Below are 21,281 nucleotides of genomic sequence, written 5' to 3' on the forward strand. Positions count from 1 at the left end.
ATGAGCGACCTCTATGATTACGTCATTGTCGGTGCCGGCACGGCGGGGTGTACCCTTGCAAACCGTCTATCGGAAAACAAAGATGTCTCCGTATTGTTGCTGGAAGCAGGCGGCAGGGATAATTATCACTGGATCCATATTCCCGTGGGCTATCTCTATTGTATCTCAAATCCGCGCACCGACTGGTGCTTTTCGACCGAGGCCGAAGCGGGATTGAACGGGCGTTCCCTCGCTTATCCTCGCGGAAAGGTTCTTGGCGGATGTTCATCCATCAACGGCATGATTTATATGCGCGGTCAGGCCCGCGATTATGATCTTTGGCGGCAGGACGGATGCACCGGATGGGGCTGGGATGATGTGCTTCCCTATTTTAAAAAATCGGAAGATTACTATCTTGGCGCAGATGAATTTCATGGTGCAGGCGGCGAATGGCGCGTGGAAGAAGCGCGGCTTCACTGGGATATTCTGGATGCTTTCAGGGACGCGGCGGAGGCGGCGGGAATACCGCGAACCGACGATTTCAACCGCGGCGACAATGAAGGGTCTTCTTACTTCAAGGTCAATCAGAAACGTGGCATTCGCTGGAATACCTCGAAAGCATTCCTGCGCCCCGCTAAGAACCGCTCCAATCTCACGGTCAAGACCGGCGCGCATGTTCGCAAGCTCATTCTTGATGGTTTAAGCATCAAAGGCATTGAGTTCGAACAGGCTGGCATGTTGCGCACGGTGCAGTGCCGGCGCGAAGTCATTCTTTCCGCAGGCTCGGTCGGATCGCCGCAAATCCTGGAACTATCCGGCATAGGCCGAGGCGACATTTTGCAGGCAGCCGGTATTGAGACGGTGTTGGAGCGCCGCAACGTAGGGGAGAATTTGCAGGATCATCTGCAACTGCGCTGTGCTTACAAAGTAACGGGTATTCCGACGCTTAATGAGAAGGCCAACCGGCTGATGGGGAAGGCTTCAATTGCTTTGGAATATCTTGTGCGCCAATCGGGGCCCATGTCGATGGCACCCAGTCAGCTTGGCGTATTCACCCGTTCAGATCCGTCATTCGCCACTGCCAATCTGCAATATCACGTCCAGCCTCTCTCCTTGGAAAAATTCGGCGAAAATGTCCATGCATTCCCAGCCTTTACGGCGAGTGTCTGTAATCTGCGCCCGGACAGCCGGGGAACGATCCATATCAAATCGCCTGATCATCGCGCCCATCCGGCGATACGGCCGAACTACCTGACCACTGAAAGCGATCGGCAGGTCGCAGCCGACTCTATTCGCATCACGCGCAACATAGTCGCGCAAAAACCGCTGCAAAAATTCAAGCCGGAAGAATTCAAACCGGGGCCACAATATCAGACCGATGCCGAATTGTTTGAGGCTGCCGGTGCAATCGGGACCACAATTTTTCACCCGGCAGGAACATGCCGGATGGGGGCTGATACGGACTCCGTTGTGGACCCGCAATTGCGGGTGCGCGGCATTCAGGGACTTCGTATTGCCGATGCTTCGATCATGCCATCGATAGTTTCCGGCAACACGAACTCGCCGACAATCATGATTGCCGAAAAAGCCGCTGACATGATTATGCGCGGCTGATCAGTTTCGACCGCCTTTGCTTAGCAACCATATCAAATACGGTCCCGAAATCAGCGATGCGAACAGCCCGAGCGGCAGCTGATAGGGGAATGCCACCATGCGGGCAAGCCAATCCGACAAAACCATCAGACCAGCTCCGATAAGCATGGCTCCGATGAGGCCTGTCAATGGTCTATGCAGTCCGATCAGACGCGCAAGATGCGGTGCAATCAGACCGACAAAACTCAAAGGGCCAACGAAAAGCGATGCAACTGCGGTCAGGCACGCCGATAATATGATCAATATGCCGCGGCTCATCCGAATAGGCAGCCCCGTTTCCAAACCGACAGGCCGCCCCAATGGCAGCATATCAAGCCAGCGCGTGGTGAAAACAAGCGGCAACACCAGAAGGACAAGCGCAACCAACGCCACCCACACTTCTTCCGGCAGGCGCTCTGCGGATGAACCGCTAACCCATCCGAGCAGCATGAAAGCCTGCGGGCTTCCCGTGGCAATAATTGCAGTCAATATGGCGCTGCACAAAGCACCCATCGCTATGCCGGAAAGCAAGAGGCGCTCAGGCCCAAAGCCGCTGCGCGCTGACATTGCCAGCATGAAGGCTAAAACGATAATTGAACCCGCCATGGCGCCGGCCAATAGAACAATCTGATTTGGGGCCGAAAGCAACATAAGGGGCACGGCGATCCCGACGCCCGCGCCTGTACCAACGCCCAAAATTTCGGGGCTGGCGAGAGGATTGGCGGTAACACGCTGCATGACCTGCCCTGCGGCGGCAAGCATCGCACCCGATGCTGCAGCTATCACCGTCCGCGGCCAGCGCCACGGCAAAAGATCGGCAAGGAGTTCGCCGCGCGCGATTACCCAGCCTTCCGGGCCGCGCCCCAGCACGAGTGCGATCCCGGCAGCTAAACCCGTGAGGATGACAAGCACGGCAACCGTCCATGCTGGCCTGCGTGCGCGCGGGGATGGGGCAGGTTTGGCATTGAGCGAAGGCCATTCAAACATGCGCAATCGCGGCAACAGCCAAAGAAGCAATGGGCCTCCAAGCAGTGCTGTCGCAGCACCTGTTGGAATACGCTCGCCGCCGGAGCCAGCAGCCAGTTGCACAAACCCATCCGCCAACCAAAGCAGGATCGCGCCAACCAGCGGGGCGGCCGCCAACATTTGCCGTGGTGAGCGCGCGCCTGTCAGTCGTGCCAGAGCTGGCGCGGCCAGTCCGACAAAGCCGATAATACCAACTTCGGCAGTAACGCTTGTTGCAAGCCAGACGGCAAGTCCAATAACGAGAAAACGCGTACCATGAAGAGCTACACCAAGGTTTTTGGCGCTGGCATCATCCAGACCGAGAATGGATAATGGGCGCAGCAGAACAATGGATGCTGCACACGCAAGCAGAATTTTCCAGATAATTCCCGATACGGGCACCCAACTTTGCTGAGCCAGCGATCCCCCGCCCCAAATGAATAGTGAAAACATGTATTCGCCATTGGCAAGGATAAGTGCCGCACTTGCCGCTGTCGCGGTCAGCGAAACCATCATCCCGGCCAGAACCACGGAAACGGGTTCGAGACCGCGCTGCCATGTCAGCGACAGAATGAGCGCAACGGCGATAAGTCCGCCTGCCAGGGCAACGGCTTCTCGTCCACCTTCCATAAGCGCCGGGAAGTAAAGCATGGCTATCGCCATCGCCAGTTGCGCGCCCGCCGAAATCCCGAGGGTCGAGGGTTCTGCCAAGGGATTGCGCAATACCCTCTGGAGCAAGGCTCCCGAAAAGCCGAGCGCCGCACCACAAAGAATTGCCATTGCGCTGCGAGGCAAAATGGAATCCATCAAAATGAGCTTTTGCAATCCTGCAAATTCCGGCGCGACACGTGTGGCGAGGCTAAACTGCGCGGCGATCTGCCCGGCAAAAAGCGATGCGGCAACAATCAGCAATGCACCCCAGAGCAGCAGCCCTCTATTAAGCGCTTTAGGCTCAATCATTGCTGGCACTGCCTGAAAAAAGCGACGAGCTCGCAAACAGCCTCGCGAAACGCCGGGCAGCGGGCAAGCCGCCAAAATGGTTGATCGGGTCAAGCGTTGCCACCCTGCCCGCCTTCACAGCGGGAAGAGCATTCCATAAACCGCTTTGCGGCAGTAGGTTTTCCGCTTCCGGCGGGACAGGCCCCACAATAAGGATCGACGCTTCCGGCACACCAGCGAGTGCCTCCATTCCAACGGGTGCGGCAGCGGAATAGCTGCTTTCCTGTCCCCATGCATTGGTAAAACCCAGCCGCCCGGCGACGTCGCCGAACATGCTATCAGCCCCAAACGCCCGAAAATGCCGGGCGTCGCCAATATTGATAATGAAAAGCGGGCGGGTAGCATGATACTTCAAGCGCATCCGCAGGTCCAAGATCAGCGCCGATGTCTCTGCAACATAAGCGGCAGCTTCTTCCCTGCGGCCAAGTTTGTCACCAAGCCCCAATGCAACTTTTTCGGCAAGCCCGTAGGGCGGCGTTCCCGGCTCATAAACTGTCATTGAAAATACAGGCGCAACCTTCTCCAGGCTGGCTCGCCGGTATTCATAAAAATTGGAACTGAGAATAATGTCCGGCGCAGCCATGCGCAGCATTTCGAAGTTAGGCGTGCCACGCAATCCAAGATCAGCGACGCTTTCGGGTACATGCGGCTCGACCGCAATGGATCGAAACTGGAGAAGCTCAGTGGCAGCAACAGGGACGATGCCGATGGCAAGAGCCGTCTCCAGCATCGCCCAATCGACGATGGCGATGCGCTTTTCCTGCCCCCACGCCGACCGGTCAGGCAAAATCGCTGCCATCGATAGAGCAAGTACGGCACGTCGGTTTATGACAATCATCAAAGTACTTTGTCTGAAATCGGATCACCAGGCCATCTGGTGATCCCGCAAGCAATTATAAACGACGCTCACCAGGTCATGTGAGCTTTGAGAAGTGCTTTGCGTCCCTCACCATAGGCACAGACATTTACACCCTGACAGCCTGAAACAAACTCTTTATCGAAAACATTGGTGACATTCAGATCAACGCCCCAATTGTCTTTCTTGTAGCCGATCTTCAGGTCAAGCAGAGTTACGTCCGGAACTTTAAGCGTATTGGCTTTGTCTGCGTAGCTCGAGCCTACATAACGGACACCAGCGCCGAGCGCCAGCCCTGCAAGTTTCCCGGTTGGAACCGTATATTGAGCAAAAACAGAGGCTTGAGTCTCTGGCAGAAGATATGGACGCTTGCCGATAATGCTTTCATCGGCATCATCCTTCACTTCCAGATCATAAGCGGTGAAAGCTGCTGTTACTTTCCACGCATCATTGATATTTGCCTGGGCTTCGATCTCAAAGCCGCGAGAATTTACCTCGCCTATCTGTGTTTCCTGCCGGAAACCGCCCGTTACAACATTCTTCTTCGTAAGATCGAATAGCGACGCGGTAATTAGCCCGTCAAACCATTCAGGACGATACTTCACGCCAACTTCATATTGCTGACCCGTTTCCGGCTTGAAAAATTCGAGATTGCCGGTAACGCCAATCTCAGGACTGAAAAAAGTTGCAATACTGGCATAGGGCGTAATGCCATTGGCGAAATCATAGGCAATCCCAGCCCGTCCACTCGCCCGACCTTCATTGCCCTTATAGGTTGGAAGCCCGGTAGCTTCTGTGTCTACATAATCATAACGCCCGTTCAACGTAACCAGCCAGCCGTCGCCGAACCGCAACTGATCCTGAGCATAAATCCCGACCTGATGCTGCTTTATCACCTGATCGATATAGGGCTCTCCAAGAGAAGCTTGTGGAGCACCGTGGACCGGATCGCCTGCGCTGATCGGCGTACCGCTACCGCTTATCTGCACCTGATCGATATTAAAGTATTTATACTCAGCGCCGAACAGCAGGGTGTGTTCAATCGCACCCGTATTAACAACCCCTTCCAGCTGATTGTCGATCAGAACATTGTTTACAGTCGTATCGTGTTCGAAATCTATCCGCGACAGATTATCGGTGAGGTCTGGTTGTTCTGCAAAACCAAATGGACCACTTGCATAGCCAAATGCGTAGAGCGAGTGTTCTTTGACACTGCTATGGCCGTAGCGGGCATTTTGACGAAACGTCCAGTCATTGTCGAATTCATGCTCAAACTCGTAGCCGATCGAGGCTTGTTCTCGATCGTATCGATCAATTGACGGTTCCGTGAAATTTGATTTCGGGTCGATCTTTCCAAATTTGGTGGGTACCACGGTGCCGTAATAGGGCAGGAAACCGCCACCATCATGGGTAGCATCAAGGTGGGTATAGTTGGCGCTCAGTGTCAGCTTGGTTGCATCATCCGGCTTCCAGGTAATGCTTGGATTGATGACGCCACGAAATTCTTCGGAAAAATCCGTGTAATTGTCGCCGCCGCCAATCTTGCCGTTAATGCGGTAGTCAACCGCGTCTGAAGCTTTATCGCCAATGTCAAAGCCAATATATCCGTTTCCATAGCTATTAATGCCGGTTTCGACATAACGGATACGCTCACCATTCGGTCGCTTGCTGATATAATTGACGATACCACCGGGATTGCTCCCGCCATAAAGAACAGACGCAGGGCCCTTCAAAACCTCAATGCGCTCGATCCCGAAGGAGTCGATGAGGAAGCCTCCAAAGCCATAGCTGAAGTTCTGTAGACCATCGAGATAAGTGCCCTTCGCGGTCGCATCGAAACCGCGAATGTAAATCCAGTTCGTATCATTATCGACACCGAATGGTTGCGCAAATACACCTGCGCTGTAGCGCAATGCCTCATCGATTTTCTGGGCGCCCTGCGCGTCAATCTGGTCTCGTCCAACAATCGAAACAGACTGGGGTATGTCTTCAATCGACGTGCTGGTTTTTGAGCCGGTCGCGGTACGCTTTGGCACGAACCCTGTTAGCGGGCCGGTAGCGGAGCCATCCCCACCGCTTTCGATAACGATCTCATTCAAGCGGATAGCAGAGTCGGCTGTTTGAGCATTCGCCGCCGACAAGGATAACAAAGCAGCCGAACTGCCCAACAACAATATAAGTGATGATTTGTATGTACTGCGCATGATAAGCCCCTGCAAATGACCGCCAACGCGACCTGCCGGTGGATGAACCAGTCATTTATCGCGTATAATATAAGTTGAGTTCATATATCAACTTATTGCCGCAGGATTGATGCTTTCTGCTGTAATTTGAATGTTTTTGGTCCGTTATTCAGCGTGGTGGTATCAGCTACGCTCTCGCTGCCATACGGCTGGTGTCACGCCGACCAAGCGCTTGAACACGCGCGTCAGATGCGCCTGATCAGAAAAACCGGTAGCTGAGGCAACATTCGTCAAAGAAGCATTTGATTTGCTCAACAGCAATTGTACTTTCCTGATGCGCGCACTCATTTGCCATTGATGCGGTGCAACGCCCGTGGACGCTTTGAACGCGTGGCTGAAATAGGATTGGGAAAGACCGGCCAGATCAGCAAGTTCCTGCAAGCGGATATTTCGCAGGCAATGTTCCTCGATATAAGTTGTGACGGCGCGCAGTTGCCGCGGCGATAATTGACTGCGTTGACGTTTCTTTATCTCGCCTATTTGAAAAAGTTCGACAAAAAGAGCCATCGTCAAACCATCGCCATAGAGAGCGTGGAGCGGTCGCTCGCTGACACATTCGTCAGCTATCAGCCGGGAAAGAGATGCTATTTTATCATTGGAGAACATGATGCGGGGGATGGAGAGCCTGTCGCCGATGAATTCATCGGCAAAACGCCGCCGCAAAGTACCTACGTCAAGATGCAGATCCAGGTGCCGCAAATATTGTACATTCTCAAGGTGCCCCCAAATGGGCAATCCTGCTGGAATGTAACTCATGGAATGCGGTGTACATGCTTGGCTGACCCACCGGATTGCCGGGTCAAGAGACAGGTTGAAATTGCCGGGACCGGACTTGTCGAGGATGACAAACAGGCGTGGGTCTTCGGAGACATATTCACCATTGGCGTCGGGATCACACCTGACAGACCAGACATCGGCGATCACGCCAGTCCAGGAACGCCACTTGAGTTCCTCAACCAGCGAAATACCTTCTACCCGGCTTGTCATGCGTGGATGGAATGTCATTCCGGCCCCTAGAGCAATTCCAGCAAAAGTGTGAAGCGGTTTTGCATCTGGAATTGCGTAGTTACAAAGATTTAGGTCGCTGTATCAAACAGCGAACTATTCGTCGGCAACGCCGCGTCGCCAGTAGGAAACAACCAAATGTTGCGTTCTTGCAAGCTTCAGATCTTTGCGCACATAATTGCGAATAGCTTTGAAGCCATTAAATTCACAACCTGACCATACAAATATCCGCTCGCCATTTGAAGGTAGCGCGACGGCTTTTACGGCATCCTGAAGCAATGTCACCGTTCCGGCTGCAGCACCGTTGCGATGCAGCCATTGCAGATCAAGGCTGCATTGAGAATTGAAAATTTGCTCGTCCGCAGAACTATCCACCTCGATGCGCGCAACAACTTTCACGTTCCGGGGCAACCGCTCAATGATCCGGCCAATGGCAGGCAAAGCCGTTTCATCGCCTGCCAGCAAATACCAATCCGCGTCATCAGCATCGCCGCCACCTGGGCCCGTCATACCGACGACATCGCCTTCAGCCGCACCCAGCGCCCATTCGGACCCCGGCGTGCCGTCATGTATCACCACATCAATATCAACCTCACCGCTTTCGGGATTGATCTCGCGAATGGTATAAACGCGGGAAATCAGCTTGTGATCGCCTTCTGGCCAGACCGGGCGGCCATCCTCACCGGTTACAGGCCATTGCGGAACCTCTATGTCCGCCGGTGGAATAAGAATGCGGACATGCATGCCGCCATAGGCAAACCTCTGCATATCCTTGCCGCACAAGCGCACCCGCCTCATATTCGGGGAAATGTTCTTTGCCGATAGAACACGCATCTCGCGAAAGTATGGCAACTGACTTCCTGCTGCACCATGACCAGCCCATATGATTTTGGGGTCTTCCTTACGCGCAAATTCGATAACATGGTCGGCGATGGCATACTTCATATATGCAAGGCCGGTTTCATCGACGCTTTCCGCGCGAAGCAACAAGGATTCTTCGTCGGCTTCGATTGTTGCTGTGCCGTAGCTTAACTCTATCTGGCCCGTGCGTTCCGTCCGCACAACATCGCCATGCTCAGCAAAGTGATCTGCCAATTGATTGAGATAGTGTAGCGGCGTGGGGAGATTGACCCGCGCGGTTGCTGTCAAACGGGTATTCTGCATTATAAATCCTGCCCGACCTCAGAGGGAAACAATCGTTTATGAGCGGGTTGACTAGCGTATATAATATGAGCATTCAAGTCATATTATATACGAATTGCTCCAAACGGGCTTGCTACATTCGTTATATTCTCCGTCTCAATCGGCTGAAATTATTTCAACCTTAAAACTTCATACTTGAAATAATTTTGAGCTGTGTCATGCTGCATAAAGTCAGCTTGGAGAAGTCACAGTGGTCAAAGCAAAGCATGGCACGTCTGGAATTAACTTCGCCTCCAACAGTGGTGACCGATGAACGATACTGGCGCTTCGAAAACCGCACAACATACGGGCCTCGGCAACAAGGATCGGCTCCGTTTGTGGATCCGCTTGCTGCGCGCATCGAGAACAATTGAAAACGAATTACGCCTGCGGCTGAAATCTGCATTTGACATGACGCTGCCCCGCTTTGACGTGATGGCCGCGCTTAATCGCGAGCCTGAAGGCCTGCTGATGAGCGACCTTTCGCGCTTTCTGCTGGTCTCGAACGGCAATGTCACGGTGATCGTCGACAGGTTGGTAACGGACGGACTTGTGGTTCGATCCAGCCGCGAGGGTGATCGCCGCACATCGATTGTCAGATTGACCGATTCAGGTTTGACCCTCTTTCGGCAGATCGCAACGGAACACGAAAAATGGGTGGGTGAACTGCTTGGCGGCATTGGCGATGAAGACGCGCGCCATCTTGCTGTCATGCTCAAATCATTTCGCAGCAATTGGGAAACATGAACCAGGCAACATGACCGGACAAAGAAGCCGGGACATGACCGAAAGCAGGCAGGGGAAGCCGCAGAATGCTAGGACCGACAGCTCATACCGATACATTTACGCGGGATAATCTTCCGCCACCAGAACTGTGGCCGGAATTCTGTCTCGATGGATTTGACTATCCCGACTATCTCAATGCCGCGGTCGAGCTGACCGACCGCATGGTGGAAAAAGGCTTTGGTGACCGCACTGCCCTGATCGGCAATGGCCGCAGGCGTAGCTATCGGGAGCTTTCCGAGTGGACCAGCCAGTTGGCTCATGCGCTCGTTGCCAATTATGGTATAAAGCCGGGCAACCGGGTGTTAATCCGCTCTGCCAACAATCCTGCGATGGTGGCTTGCTGGCTTGCGGCCACCAAAGCCGGTGCCGTTGTCGTCAATACGATGCCCATGCTCCGTTCCGGAGAACTGACTAAAATCATCGATAAGGCAGAAATATCGCTGGCGCTTTGCGACACGCGCCTGATGGATGAGTTGATTGCCTGCGCCAAGGACAGCGTATTTCTCAAGCAAGTGATCGGCTTTGACGGCACCGCCAGCCATGACGCAGAGCTTGATCGCGCCGCCTTGGGCAAACCTCACGAATTTTCTGCCGTGCAGACCGGCCGAGACGACGTTGCATTGCTCGGGTTTACTTCGGGCACCACCGGTGTGCCCAAGGCCACCATGCATTTCCATCGCGATCTTCTTATCATCGCCGATGCCTATGCAAAGGAAGTACTGGGTGTTACACCGGACGATGTATTCGTCGGTTCGCCACCTTTGGCCTTCACCTTCGGTCTCGGCGGTCTTGCAATCTTCCCGCTGCGGTTCGGAGCAGCCGCAACTTTGCTGGAGAATGCCACTCCACCCAATATGATCGAAATCATTGAAACTTATAAGGCAACAATAAGCTTTACCGCTCCAACGGCTTATCGGGCCATGCTGAAAGCTATGGATGAGGGAGCGGATCTTTCCTCCCTGCGAGTGGCTGTTTCGGCGGGCGAAACTCTTCCCGGCCCTGTCTTTGAAGAATGGACGAAAAAGACCGGCAGGCCGATTCTCGATGGCATTGGCGCTACGGAAATGTTGCACATTTTCATTTCCAATCGATTTGCCGACCTGATGCCCTCTTCCACCGGAAAGCCGGTGAGCGGCTATACCGCCCGGATCGTGGACAAGGACATGCGCGAGGTACCTCGGGGCACAATCGGCAAACTTGCAGTGCGCGGACCGACGGGATGCCGCTATATGGCCGACGACCGTCAGACCGAATATGTCCGCGACGGCTGGAACCTGACCGGCGACGCCTTTTATCAGGATGAGGACGGATTCTTCCACTTCGCGGCGCGCTCGGACGATATCATCCTGACGGCCGGCTATAATGTAGCCGGTCCCGAGGTGGAAGCGGCCCTGCTATCGCACCCTGAAGTTCTCGAATGCGCGGTCGTTGGCCAACCGGACAATGAGCGTGGGCAGATCGTCGAGGCATTCGTCGTTCTGATCGAGGGAACGACGCGGGATGATGCCACTATCAAGCGTTTGCAGGATTACGTGAAGACGCTGATTGCGCCCTATAAATATCCGCGTTCGGTGAAGTTTATTGACAGTCTACCAAAGACCCAGACCGGCAAAGTACAACGATTCAGGCTGCGAACAGGAGAGGCACCGTAAGGGCTCTTATCAGAGGTTGAACTCTGTCTGGAATTCTGGAAAGTTCGCTCACCGCTCCACGACCAAACAACAACAAATAACGGGAACACCTATAAAGGGGAATGATATGAAGAAAATTCTGGCAACCAGTTTGTTAAGCCTTGCATTGGCCAGTGCTGCCTATGCAGAACCGGTAAAAATCGGCGTTATAACCACGCTTTCCGGTGGTGGAGCCGGTCTTGGTATCGACATGCGCGATGCCTTCACTCTGGCCATGAAGCAATCCGGAAACAAGGATATCGAGCTTGTTATCGAGGACGATGCACAGAAGCCTGAAATTGCAGTACAGCTGGCAGAAAAAATGATCCAGAGCGACAAGGTTGACCTGCTGACAGGTATTATCTGGTCCAACCTTGCCATGGCCGTTGTGCCAAATACTGTTGCGCAGGATATTATCTATCTTTCGCCAAATGCCGGGCCCTCGGCACTGGCGGGCGCAAACTGCAACGCGAACTATTTCAACGTGGCCTATCAGAATGACAATTTTCATGAAGCCATGGGCCAGTACGCCAACAAGGACTACAAAAAGAACTTCATTCTTGCGCCCAACTATCCTGCAGGCAAGGATGCACTAACTGGTTTCAAACGCTTCTATAAGGGTGAACTTGCCGGCGAGGTCTATACCCAGGTCGGCCAGACAGATTATGCGGCTGAAATCGCACAGATCCGTGATTCAGGTGCCGATTCCGTATTCTTTTTCTTGCCCGGCGGCATGGGTATTTCCTTCATGAAGCAATATGCGCAATCCGGCGTCAAGACGCCTGTTATGGGACCGGGCTTCTCGTTCGACCAGGATGTGCTGAGGGCCATTGGCGATGCGGCGCTGGGTGTGAAGAATTCGGCGACATGGTCGAAAGATCTCGACAATGACGCCAATAAGAAGTTCGTCGAAGCCTTCAAGACCGAATATAAGCGCTTGCCTTCGATCTATGCGGCACAAAGCTGGGATACGGCAAACCTCATTCTTGCAGCCCTGTCGAAAGCCAGCGTAAAGGATAAGGAAGCTTTCAAGGCGGCGCTCAAAGCGGCAGACTTCAAGTCGGTGCGTGGCAAGTTCGTATTCAACAACAACAACCATCCTATCCAGAACGTCTATGTGCGCGAAGTGGTGAAGGAAGACGGCGTTTTGACCAACAAGATCGTGGCGACTGCCTTTGAAGACCACAAGGATGCTTACGCAGACAAGTGCAAGATGTAATCCGCATCTGCCACATTGAGCCCGCCGCGCTGCGGCGGGTGTCCTGTTTAACCCTGCGCTGAATCCGGGAACGCTGCCTTGTCCACTGCACTTCTCATCGAGCAACTTCTCAACGGGCTACAGCTCGGAGTGATGCTGTTCCTCATGGCGGCTGGCCTGACGCTGATTTTCGGCGTGATGGGGCTGATAAATCTCGCCCATGGCTCGCTTTATATGATCGGAGCTTTCGCTTGCGCGGTTGTAGCCTCGGCCACAGGTTCGTTTTGGCTGGGGCTCATTGCCAGTCTTGCCGCGGCAGCAGCGGCGGGCGCTATTATGGAAGTGGTGGTCATCAGGCGACTATACGACCGTGACCATCTCGATCAAGTCCTGGCGACTTTTGCGCTGATCCTGATCTTCTCGGAAGGCTCGCGTTGGATTTTTGGATCCTTTCCGCTTTATCTGGATATTCCGCCGGTTCTGCAGGGAGCTGTTTCTCTGCCCGGTGGCGGGCAATATCAGCTTTACCGCCTTGCCATCATCGCGGTTGGCGTTGCTGTCGCGCTTGGACTTTATCTCCTCATTTCGCGCACCAGGCTTGGTATGCGCATAAGGGCGGGCGAGTCTGACCGCGAGATGATCGCAGCGCTCGGAATTGATATCCAGACGCTCTATACCATCGTCTTTGCGCTTGGAGCAGCATTGGCCGGACTGGCGGGCGCATTGGTCGGTGCTTTGCAGTCAGTTCAGGTCGGCATGGGGGAGCCCGTCCTCATCCTCGCTTTCGTGGTCATTGTCATCGGCGGTATCGGCTCCATCAAGGGCGCACTGATCGGCGCTATTCTTGTCGGCCTCATTGATACAATGGGGCGTTTTCTCTTGCCCAAGACTCTCGCATTGATCCTTCCCGCTGCACAGGCCGGAATGGTCGGTGGCGCACTCGCTTCCATGCTGATCTATATTGTCATGGCCCTGATCCTCGCATTCCGGCCGCGCGGCCTGTTTGCCGCGTAAGGATCACAAGCTCATGATCGCACGCGAAACCATCATTAATTTAGTTTTGGCAGGGATATTGCTGGCTGTCCCGCTGATCGCCATTGCTGTCGGCGAACCATTCTACGTCACACTATCGACCCGTGTTGCCATTCTGGCCCTTGCCGCTGTCGGATTGAATATAGCGCTTGGACTTGGCGGACTGGTATCCTTCGGACATGCGGCCTTCTTTGGGATAGGCGGCTATGCGGCCGGTATTCTGGCCACCCACGCCTTCAACGCGGAACCCATGCTCTTTGGCTTTGAGGGCACCACTTCAATGCCATGGATATGGCTGATCGCGCTCACTGTCTGTGGACTGGTGGCACTGCCTATCGGCGCGATCAGTCTGCGTACTTCAGGCGTTTATTTCATCATGATCACTCTCGCCTTCGCGCAAATGATCTATTACTTCGCTATTTCATGGCCCGCCTATGGCGGCGAGGATGGCTTATCCCTATCCGTTCGCAACTCATTTCCGCTGATCAATACGGCAAAGCCCCTGCCCTTTTTTCTCATCTGTTACGCATTGCTGCTTCTGGCGATGGGCCTATTTGCGCTCATCCGCGGCTCGCGTTTCGGTGCAGCGCTGCAAACAGCAAGGCAGAATGATACGCGGCTTGCTGCGGTTGGCATTGCACCCTTCAATATCAGGCTCATAGCCTTTATCATCTCGGCCATGGTGACCGGTCTGGCAGGCGCACTATTTGCGGATCTGAACCGGTTTGCCAGCCCTTCAATGCTGTCATGGCACATGTCCGGCGAGTTGATCGTGCTTATTATCTTGGGCGGCAAAGGCAGGCTCTTTGGCCCCCTTGCCGGTGCCATGCTGTATGTCCTATTCGAATATACGCTCGGCGGCATTACAGAGAGATGGCAATTCTTTCTCGGACTCATTCTTCTCGGCGTAGTGCTTTTCGCGCGCGGCGGATTGCTTGGGCTTCTTGCAGGAAAGGCGCGTCATGGTTGAGCCAATCCTCGAAATTAGAGAGTTACGCAAGAGCTTCGGTGCCTTGAAAGCGACCGATGGCGTGAGCCTTGATCTGCGCCCCGGCGAAATCCATGCCCTGATTGGACCCAATGGCGCTGGCAAGAGCACACTCATCCACCAGATATCCGGCTCCATCCGGCAGGATAGCGGCACGATCCGCTTTCTCGGTGAGGATATGGTAGGGCTCGGCATGCCCGAGCGCGCCCGTCGCGGCCTTGGTCGCAGTTTCCAGATATCGTCGCTTGCTCCGGAATTTTCCGCTTTACGCAATGTTATGCTGGCCGTGCAGGCGCGGCAGGGCTCAAGCCTTCGTTTCTTCCGCCCCGTGATGACTGACAAGAGTTTGAAGGAGCCTGCTATGGCAATGCTGGAGCGCGTTGGCTTGGCCAAGCGTGCAAACCTGCCTGCGGCTGAACTATCCCACGGTGAACGCCGCCAGCTTGAAATTGCCATTGCGCTGGCACTTGGATCAAAAGCATTCCTTTTCGACGAGCCGATGGCGGGCATGGGTCCGGAAGGCTCCAAGGCCTTGACCGGATTTCTCGACGCCCTGCGTCACGAGGCACCGATCCTGCTCGTCGAACATGATATGGACGCCGTATTTGCCCTTGCCGACCGCATATCTGTTCTGGTTTACGGGCGCATTATCGCGTCGGGAACAGTTGATGACATTCGCAACGATCCCGAAGTGCGCCGGGCCTATCTCGGAGAAGCCGCATGACACTTCTCAGCATCAAAGGTCTTGAGACTTTCTATGGCGCTTCGCAGGCATTGTTCGGTGTTGATCTGGACGTGAATGAAGGCGAAGTCGTCGCATTGATGGGCCGCAACGGAATGGGAAAGACCACAACGATCAATTCGATCTTTGGTCTTGTCAAAGCGCGTTCCGGTACCATCAGCTTTGCTGGCAAACAGGTAACCAGTCTGCGACCGCACAAGATAGCCCGGCTCGGGCTGGGACTGGTGCCGGAAGGCAGGCGCTGCTTTCCCAATCTGACAGTGCTTGAAAACCTTTTAGCTGCGGCAAGAGGCAATGAGTGGACTGTACAGAAAGTTGGCGAATTATTTCCGCGATTGAATGAGCGCCGCGACCAGTTTGCCAATACATTGTCGGGCGGCGAGCAGCAGATGCTCGCCATCGGTCGGGCGCTTATGACAAATCCGCGCCTGCTGGTGCTGGATGAGGCAACGGAGGGTCTTGCCCCGGTCATCCGGCAGGACATATGGTCAGCCATTAGAAAGCTGAAGGCTGCGGGACAGTCGATCCTCGTCGTTGACAAAACGCTTGCCGAACTTCTGCCCGTAGCAGATCGGTGTTTTGTTCTGGAAAAAGGCACGACGGTTTTTGCAGGCGCGCCCGAGCAACTCACACCGGCACTTCAAGACAGATTTCTCGGCGTTTGATTGGCGCGTGAAATCGCGACCACGAATGTCATCTCATACAAATATATTTTAAGCTTGAAATTTATTTGTAACCGGTTCATTTTGGGTTTTAACGGCTGACGAGAAGCGCAAACGCATAAGCGGGAAAGCATCGCCAGTCTTTTGGAGGAACAAGCATGCGGATTGTCTGTATTGGTGGCGGCCCTGCCGGCCTCTATTTTGCTCTTCTCATGAAGCGCCAGCATCCCGAACACCACATCACTGTCGTGGAGCGTAACCGTGCGTTTGATACATTCGGCTGGGGTGTCGTTTTCTCCGATGCAACCATGCAATCAATGCGCCAATGGGACCCACAGACAGCGGAGACAATTGAAGTAGCATTCAATCATTGGGACGATATTGAACTGGTTTTCAAAGGCCGGAAGATTCGCACCAGCGGTCATGGCTTTGTCGGTATCGGCCGCAAGAAAATGCTGAACATCCTGCAAGATCGCTGCCTTGAACTTGGTGTGGAACTCCTCTTCGAAAAAGACGTAAATGGCGACGAAGAATTTCCTGACGCCGATCTGATCATCGCCTCTGATGGGGTGAATTCGCGCATTCGCACAAAATATACCGACATCTTCCGCCCCGATATGGTGGTTCGGCCCAATCGCTTTGTCTGGCTGGGAACGGATAAGCGTTTTGACGCCTTCACCTTCGATTTCCAGAAAACCGAACATGGGTGGTTTCAGGCGCATATCTATCGGTTCGACGAGAACACATCCACCTTTATCGTTGAAACGACAGATGAAGTATTCAAGGCCCATGGCCTCGACAAGATGGATCAGGACGCATCCATTGCCTTTTGCGAAAACCTGTTTGCCGAGACGCTTGATGGTCACAAATTAATGACCAATGCGCGCCATCTGCGCGGTTCCGCCTGGCTTAATTTTGGCCGCCTGATCTGCGAGAAATGGAGCCATTTTAACGGCAAAAGCCATGTCGTTCTCATGGGCGACAGCGCCCATACGGCCCATTTCGCCATTGGCTCTGGCACTAAACTTGCCATTGACGATGCTATCGAGCTTACCCGGCAATTTGATATTGCTGGCCATGACAAGGCCAATATTCCTGCGGTTCTAGCCGCCTATGAGGATGTGCGCCGTGTTGATGTCGCGCGCATCCAGAATGCCGCGCGCAATGCGATGGAATGGTTCGAGGTGGTCGGCACACGCTATGCGGATACTCTTGAACCAGAACAATTCATGTATTCCATGCTGACCCGCTCGCAGCGCATCAGCCACGAAAACCTGCGGCTGCGGGACAAGGACTGGCTGGAAGGTTTCGAGCGCTGGTTTGCAGAACGCGCGGGGGTCAACCCCTCGTCGAACGGTTCAGTACCCCCGCCTATGTTTACGCCGTTCAAAATTCGCGGCCTGACCCTGCATAATCGCATCATGGTATCGCCCATGGCGATGTATTCGGCCACTGATGGCCTGCCCAATGATTTCCATCTGGTGCATCTTGGCGCGCGTGCCATGGGTGGAGCAGCGCTGATTTTCCCGGAAATGACTTGCGTTTCCGCCGATGCGCGTATCACTCCGGGATGCCTTGGCCTTTGGAACGACGAACAGGAAACCGCATGGAAGCGGGTTGTTGACTTCGTGCACCAACAGACGTCAGCAAAGATCGGCATTCAGCTTGGCCATGCGGGCCGCAAGGGTTCCACCAAAGTTGCATGGGAAGGCATTGACCAGCCTGTCGCCGAGGGCGGCTGGCCTCTTATCTCTGCGTCAGCCCTGCCCTATCTGCAAAATTCCGATACGCCTCGCGCCATGACAAGGGATGATATGGATCGCGTTAAGGCAGATTTTGTGCAAGCAACGCAACGAGCACGTAATCTTGGTTTCGATATGCTCGAACTGCATGCAGCCCATGGCTACCTTCTATCGAGCTTTCTTTCGCCCCTCACCAATCATCGTGAAGATGAGTATGGCGGCGACCACGCAGGTCGCGCACGTTTCCCGTTAGAAATATTTCACGCCATCCGGCAGGTTTGGCCTGAAGACAAGCCAATATCAGTGCGTCTTTCGACCAATGACTGGTTCGAAGGCGGTAATACGCCTGAAGATGCCGCAATCTTTGCGCAGATGTTCAAGAAGGCCGGAGCAGATATGATTGACTGCTCATCCGGTCAGGTCGTTAAGGAAGAACAGCCGGTCTATGGCCGCCTGTTCCAGACACCGTTCTCAGACAAAATCCGCAATGAGATTCAAATTCCTACAATTGCGGTTGGCGCAATTTCCGAAGCCGATCACGCCAATTCGATTATCGCCGCAGGGCGTGCGGATCTATGCGCTGTGGCTCGTCCGCATCTGGCTGATCCATCCTTCGTCATCCATGAGGCTGCAAAGATCGGCTATGCCGATCAGCCTTGGCCCAAGCAATATTATTCGGCCAAGGCGCAATATGTGAACAATCTGGCGCGGGCAGCCAAGCCATGAGCCAAGCAAAGAAGCACGCATTCATCACAGGCGCTGGCACTGGCATCGGCCGGTCCATAGCTCTGACCTTGGCTGCGGAAGGTATGCGTGTAACGCTCGCCGGGCGGCGGCATGCGCCGCTTGCAGAGGTCAAAAACCTGATCGTCGATAAGGGCGGTGAAGCCTTGGTTCTTGACGGTTTCGACGTGACGGAGGCTGCCTCAGTCGAGCAGAACATCGCAAAATCCATTTCTTTTGCGGGTGAAATCGGCGTGCTTGTTAACTGCGCCGGTGAAGCGCCCTCAGCACCTTTTGACAAGACAGACCTTGATCTCTGGAACCGGGTTCTCGGCGTAAATCTGACAGGTACATTTATCGTAACACAGGCGGCACTTTCCTCACTGCGCCTTTCCGGCAATGGCCGGATCATCAATATTGCCAGCACGGCAGGGCTAACCGGCTATCCTTATGTTTCGGCCTATTGTGCAGCCAAACATGGCGTGATTGGCCTGACACGATCGCTTGCGCTGGAACTGGCGCGAACCGATATCACGGTTAATGCCGTCTGCCCCGGCTTTACCGATACGCCCCTGCTCGACAATGCGGTCGAAATGATCAGCGGCAAAACCGGTCGTTCAATTGATGATGCCCGCGCCAGCCTTGCCCGTTCCAACCCGCAAGGCAGGCTCGTCACACCGCAGGAAGTCGCCGATACGGTGCTTTGGCTGGCATCTGAAAAAGCAAGCGCAATAACTGGCCAGGCAATCCCTGTTGCCGGCGGCGAAGTGATGGGAGGCTAAACAGAATGAGCAATCCAATGCAGGATAAAAAGCGTCCCTTCAAGGATCACAAGGCCAAGCATTTTCTGTTTGAGACGGATGATGACGGCCGCGTTGCCACGATTACACTCAATCGCCCGGAAAAGAAGAACCCCCTCACCTTCGAGAGCTATGAGGAACTGACCGAGCTGTTTCGCTCGCTTGCCCGCGCAAGTGATGTGCGCGCGGTGGTGCTGACGGGAGCGGATAATAACTTTTCTTCCGGCGGCGATGTCTTCGACATTATCGAACCGCTGACGCGCATGGCAATGCCTGACCTTCTGGATTTTACACGCATGACCGGGGATCTGGTGCGCCAGATCAGGGCCTGTCCGCAGCCAATCATCGCTGCGGTGGATGGAATTTGCGCTGGAGCGGGAGCCATTCTCGCCATGGCTGCTGACTTCCGGATTGCAACGCCTGAAACGCGAACCGCTTTCCTGTTTACCCGTGTTGGACTTGCTGGTGCCGATATGGGGGCTTGCAGCATTCTTCCGCGCATTATCGGGCAAGGCCGCGCCAGCGAATTGCTCTTTACAGGCCGTGCGATGACGACAAATGAAGGCCATGCCTGGGGCTTTTATAATGCCCTGCATGAGCGGCCCAACTTGCTTGGTGAAGCGCAGCGCTTTGCCCGCACAGTTGCGGATGGACCCTGGTTTGCCCATGCCATGACCAAAAAGATGCTGGATCAGGAATGGGCCATGGGCATAGACCAGATCATCGAATCCGAAGCGCAGGCGCAGGCAATCTGCATGGCGACAGGCGATTTTCGCCGGGCATTCGAAGCCTTTGCGGCCAAGACCAAACCTCAGTTCGAAGGGAACTAGCGGATGGTTGCTAAACCCGTAGGAATGCTGACCCGCGAACATTTGCAATGGCCGTTTTTCGGCGAGGATGCACACATACTGGCAAGCGAACTCGATAGCTTCATCTCCGGCGGCGGGTTGGGCGAAATCGATCATGCAGATGCCGACTCCGCATGCAAAAAACTGGTCGCCCAGCTAGGCGCAGCCGGAATATTGCGCCATTGCGTGCCAAAGGATTTTGGCGGCGTTTCGCAAGAGATCGATAGTCGCTCGCTTTGCGTCATCAGGGAAACATTGGCCTATACGGATGGCCTAGCGGATTTCGCCTTTGCCATGCAAGGGCTTGGCACTGGCGCGATAAGCCTTGCCGGTTCTCAGGAGCTGAAGCAGCAAATCCTGCCCAAGATTGCGCGAGGCGAGTTGATATCAGCATTTGCATTATCAGAGCCGGATGCCGGTTCAGATGTTGCAGCGCTCAGTTGTTCCGCCCGCCGCGATGGCGAAGATTTCATTCTGGATGGCGAAAAAATCTGGATTTCCAATGGCGGGATAGCCGATGTCTATACGGTCTTTGCCCGTACCGGTGAAGCGCCGGGGACACGCGGTATTTCGGCCTTTATTGTCTATGCTGATACGCCAGGTTTTTCCATTGTCGAACGCATTGAAACCATTGCACCCCATCCGCTGGCCCGCATTCGCTTCGACAATTGCCGCATACCGGCTTCCCAGCTTTTAGGAATGGCAGGCGAAGGCTTCAAGATCGCAATGCGAACACTTGATATTTTCCGCCCATCTGTGGCTGCCGCCGCCATAGGCTTTGCCCGGCGGGCACTTGATGAGGCCGTAGCACATGCCAGAAGCCGCAAGATGTTTGGTGCAACCCTGTCTGATCTGCCTACAGCACAAAGCACACTGGGTGAAATGGCAACGGCGATCGACGCTGCCGCGCTGCTGACATTCCGTACGGCATGGCGGCGGGACATACAGAAACTCCCAACAACAAGCGAAGCCGCAATGGCAAAGCTGACGGCCACTGAAAATGCCCAATGGGTCATCGATCAGGCGCTGCAACTCTTTGGCGGGCGCGGGGTAAGGGTTGGCGAAATTACCGAGCGTCTTTACCGCGAGATTCGTGCCCTACGTATCTATGAGGGCGCAACCGAAGTTCAAAAACTCATCATCGGCCGCGAGCTGATGAAGAGCGCTGGCAAGAAGGCAGGATAATTCC

Annotated in this window: 17 protein-coding genes; 12 read left to right on the forward strand and 5 right to left on the reverse strand. The window is 54.4% G+C overall.

Going from position 1 to position 21,281, the window contains the following annotated elements; all coding sequences use genetic code 11:
• Positions 1-1,593 (forward strand): GMC family oxidoreductase, encoded by a 1,593-nt coding sequence (locus tag ACTJI9_RS13365; RefSeq protein ID WP_440808561.1) that lies wholly within the window; start codon positions 1-3, stop codon positions 1,591-1,593.
• Here ACTJI9_RS13365 and fhuB read toward each other — a convergent pair whose 3' ends face one another.
• From fhuB to ACTJI9_RS13390, 5 genes are all read right to left on the reverse strand, one after another.
• Positions 1,594-3,576: a Fe(3+)-hydroxamate ABC transporter permease FhuB gene (gene fhuB / locus ACTJI9_RS13370; protein WP_440808564.1), complete on the reverse strand. Its 1,983-nt coding sequence runs from the start codon at positions 3,574-3,576 to the stop codon at positions 1,594-1,596.
• On the reverse strand, positions 3,569-4,453 hold the full coding sequence (locus ACTJI9_RS13375; protein WP_440808566.1) for an iron-siderophore ABC transporter substrate-binding protein: 885 nt from the start codon (positions 4,451-4,453) through the stop codon (positions 3,569-3,571). The genes fhuB and ACTJI9_RS13375 overlap by 8 nt, the downstream gene beginning before the upstream one ends.
• 68 nt (positions 4,454-4,521) lie before the next feature.
• Positions 4,522-6,675, reverse strand: coding sequence for a TonB-dependent siderophore receptor (locus ACTJI9_RS13380; RefSeq protein WP_440808569.1), 2,154 nt, complete (start codon positions 6,673-6,675; stop codon positions 4,522-4,524).
• Between the two features lie 162 nt (positions 6,676-6,837).
• Positions 6,838-7,719 carry a helix-turn-helix domain-containing protein gene (locus ACTJI9_RS13385; RefSeq protein WP_115053373.1) on the reverse strand — a complete coding sequence of 294 codons (882 nt, stop codon included), beginning with the start codon at positions 7,717-7,719 and terminating at the stop codon, positions 6,838-6,840.
• Positions 7,720-7,815: 96 nt separating this feature from the next.
• A complete protein-coding gene (locus tag ACTJI9_RS13390; protein ID WP_336442154.1) occupies positions 7,816-8,883 on the reverse strand; it encodes a siderophore-interacting protein in 1,068 nt (355 codons plus the stop codon).
• Between the two features lie 288 nt (positions 8,884-9,171).
• Between ACTJI9_RS13390 and ACTJI9_RS13395 the strand changes: the two genes are divergently transcribed.
• The 11 genes from ACTJI9_RS13395 to ACTJI9_RS13445 all read left to right on the forward strand — a co-directional run bounded on the left by ACTJI9_RS13395 (position 9,172) and on the right by ACTJI9_RS13445 (position 21,277).
• The gene (locus ACTJI9_RS13395) at positions 9,172-9,648 is read left to right on the forward strand and encodes a MarR family winged helix-turn-helix transcriptional regulator (RefSeq protein WP_307275560.1); all 477 of its coding nucleotides are present in this window, start codon (positions 9,172-9,174) and stop codon (positions 9,646-9,648) included.
• A 65-nt stretch (positions 9,649-9,713) separates the two neighbouring features.
• Positions 9,714-11,339 (forward strand): AMP-binding protein, encoded by a 1,626-nt coding sequence (locus ACTJI9_RS13400; RefSeq protein WP_307275565.1) that lies wholly within the window; start codon positions 9,714-9,716, stop codon positions 11,337-11,339.
• Between the two features lie 106 nt (positions 11,340-11,445).
• Positions 11,446-12,576 (forward strand): ABC transporter substrate-binding protein, encoded by a 1,131-nt coding sequence (locus tag ACTJI9_RS13405; protein WP_440808574.1) that lies wholly within the window; start codon positions 11,446-11,448, stop codon positions 12,574-12,576.
• A gap of 78 nt (positions 12,577-12,654) precedes the next feature.
• On the forward strand, positions 12,655-13,569 hold the full coding sequence (locus tag ACTJI9_RS13410; protein WP_440808577.1) for a branched-chain amino acid ABC transporter permease: 915 nt from the start codon (positions 12,655-12,657) through the stop codon (positions 13,567-13,569).
• Positions 13,570-13,582: 13 nt separating this feature from the next.
• Positions 13,583-14,557, forward strand: coding sequence for a branched-chain amino acid ABC transporter permease (locus ACTJI9_RS13415; RefSeq protein ID WP_440808579.1), 975 nt, complete (start codon positions 13,583-13,585; stop codon positions 14,555-14,557).
• On the forward strand, positions 14,550-15,299 hold the full coding sequence (locus tag ACTJI9_RS13420) for an ABC transporter ATP-binding protein (RefSeq protein ID WP_440808582.1): 750 nt from the start codon (positions 14,550-14,552) through the stop codon (positions 15,297-15,299). Before ACTJI9_RS13415 ends, ACTJI9_RS13420 begins: the two co-directional genes overlap by 8 nt.
• On the forward strand, positions 15,296-15,982 hold the full coding sequence (locus ACTJI9_RS13425) for an ABC transporter ATP-binding protein (RefSeq protein WP_440808584.1): 687 nt from the start codon (positions 15,296-15,298) through the stop codon (positions 15,980-15,982). Before ACTJI9_RS13420 ends, ACTJI9_RS13425 begins: the two co-directional genes overlap by 4 nt.
• A 155-nt stretch (positions 15,983-16,137) precedes the next feature.
• A complete protein-coding gene (locus ACTJI9_RS13430) occupies positions 16,138-18,447 on the forward strand; it encodes a bifunctional salicylyl-CoA 5-hydroxylase/oxidoreductase (protein ID WP_440808587.1) in 2,310 nt (769 codons plus the stop codon).
• Positions 18,444-19,226 (forward strand): SDR family NAD(P)-dependent oxidoreductase, encoded by a 783-nt coding sequence (locus tag ACTJI9_RS13435; RefSeq protein ID WP_440808589.1) that lies wholly within the window; start codon positions 18,444-18,446, stop codon positions 19,224-19,226. Before ACTJI9_RS13430 ends, ACTJI9_RS13435 begins: the two co-directional genes overlap by 4 nt.
• Positions 19,227-19,231: 5 nt before the next feature.
• Entirely contained in the window at positions 19,232-20,074 is an 843-nt protein-coding gene (locus ACTJI9_RS13440; protein WP_440808591.1) for an enoyl-CoA hydratase family protein, read from the forward strand.
• Positions 20,075-20,077: 3 nt separating this feature from the next.
• Positions 20,078-21,277 carry an acyl-CoA dehydrogenase family protein gene (locus ACTJI9_RS13445; RefSeq protein ID WP_440808593.1) on the forward strand — a complete coding sequence of 400 codons (1,200 nt, stop codon included), beginning with the start codon at positions 20,078-20,080 and terminating at the stop codon, positions 21,275-21,277.
• Positions 21,278-21,281: the final 4 nt, after the last annotated feature.

This window comes from Phyllobacterium sp. 22552 (assembly GCF_052044585.1).
In the GTDB taxonomy this organism is placed as follows: Bacteria; Pseudomonadota; Alphaproteobacteria; order Rhizobiales; family Rhizobiaceae; genus Phyllobacterium; species Phyllobacterium ifriqiyense.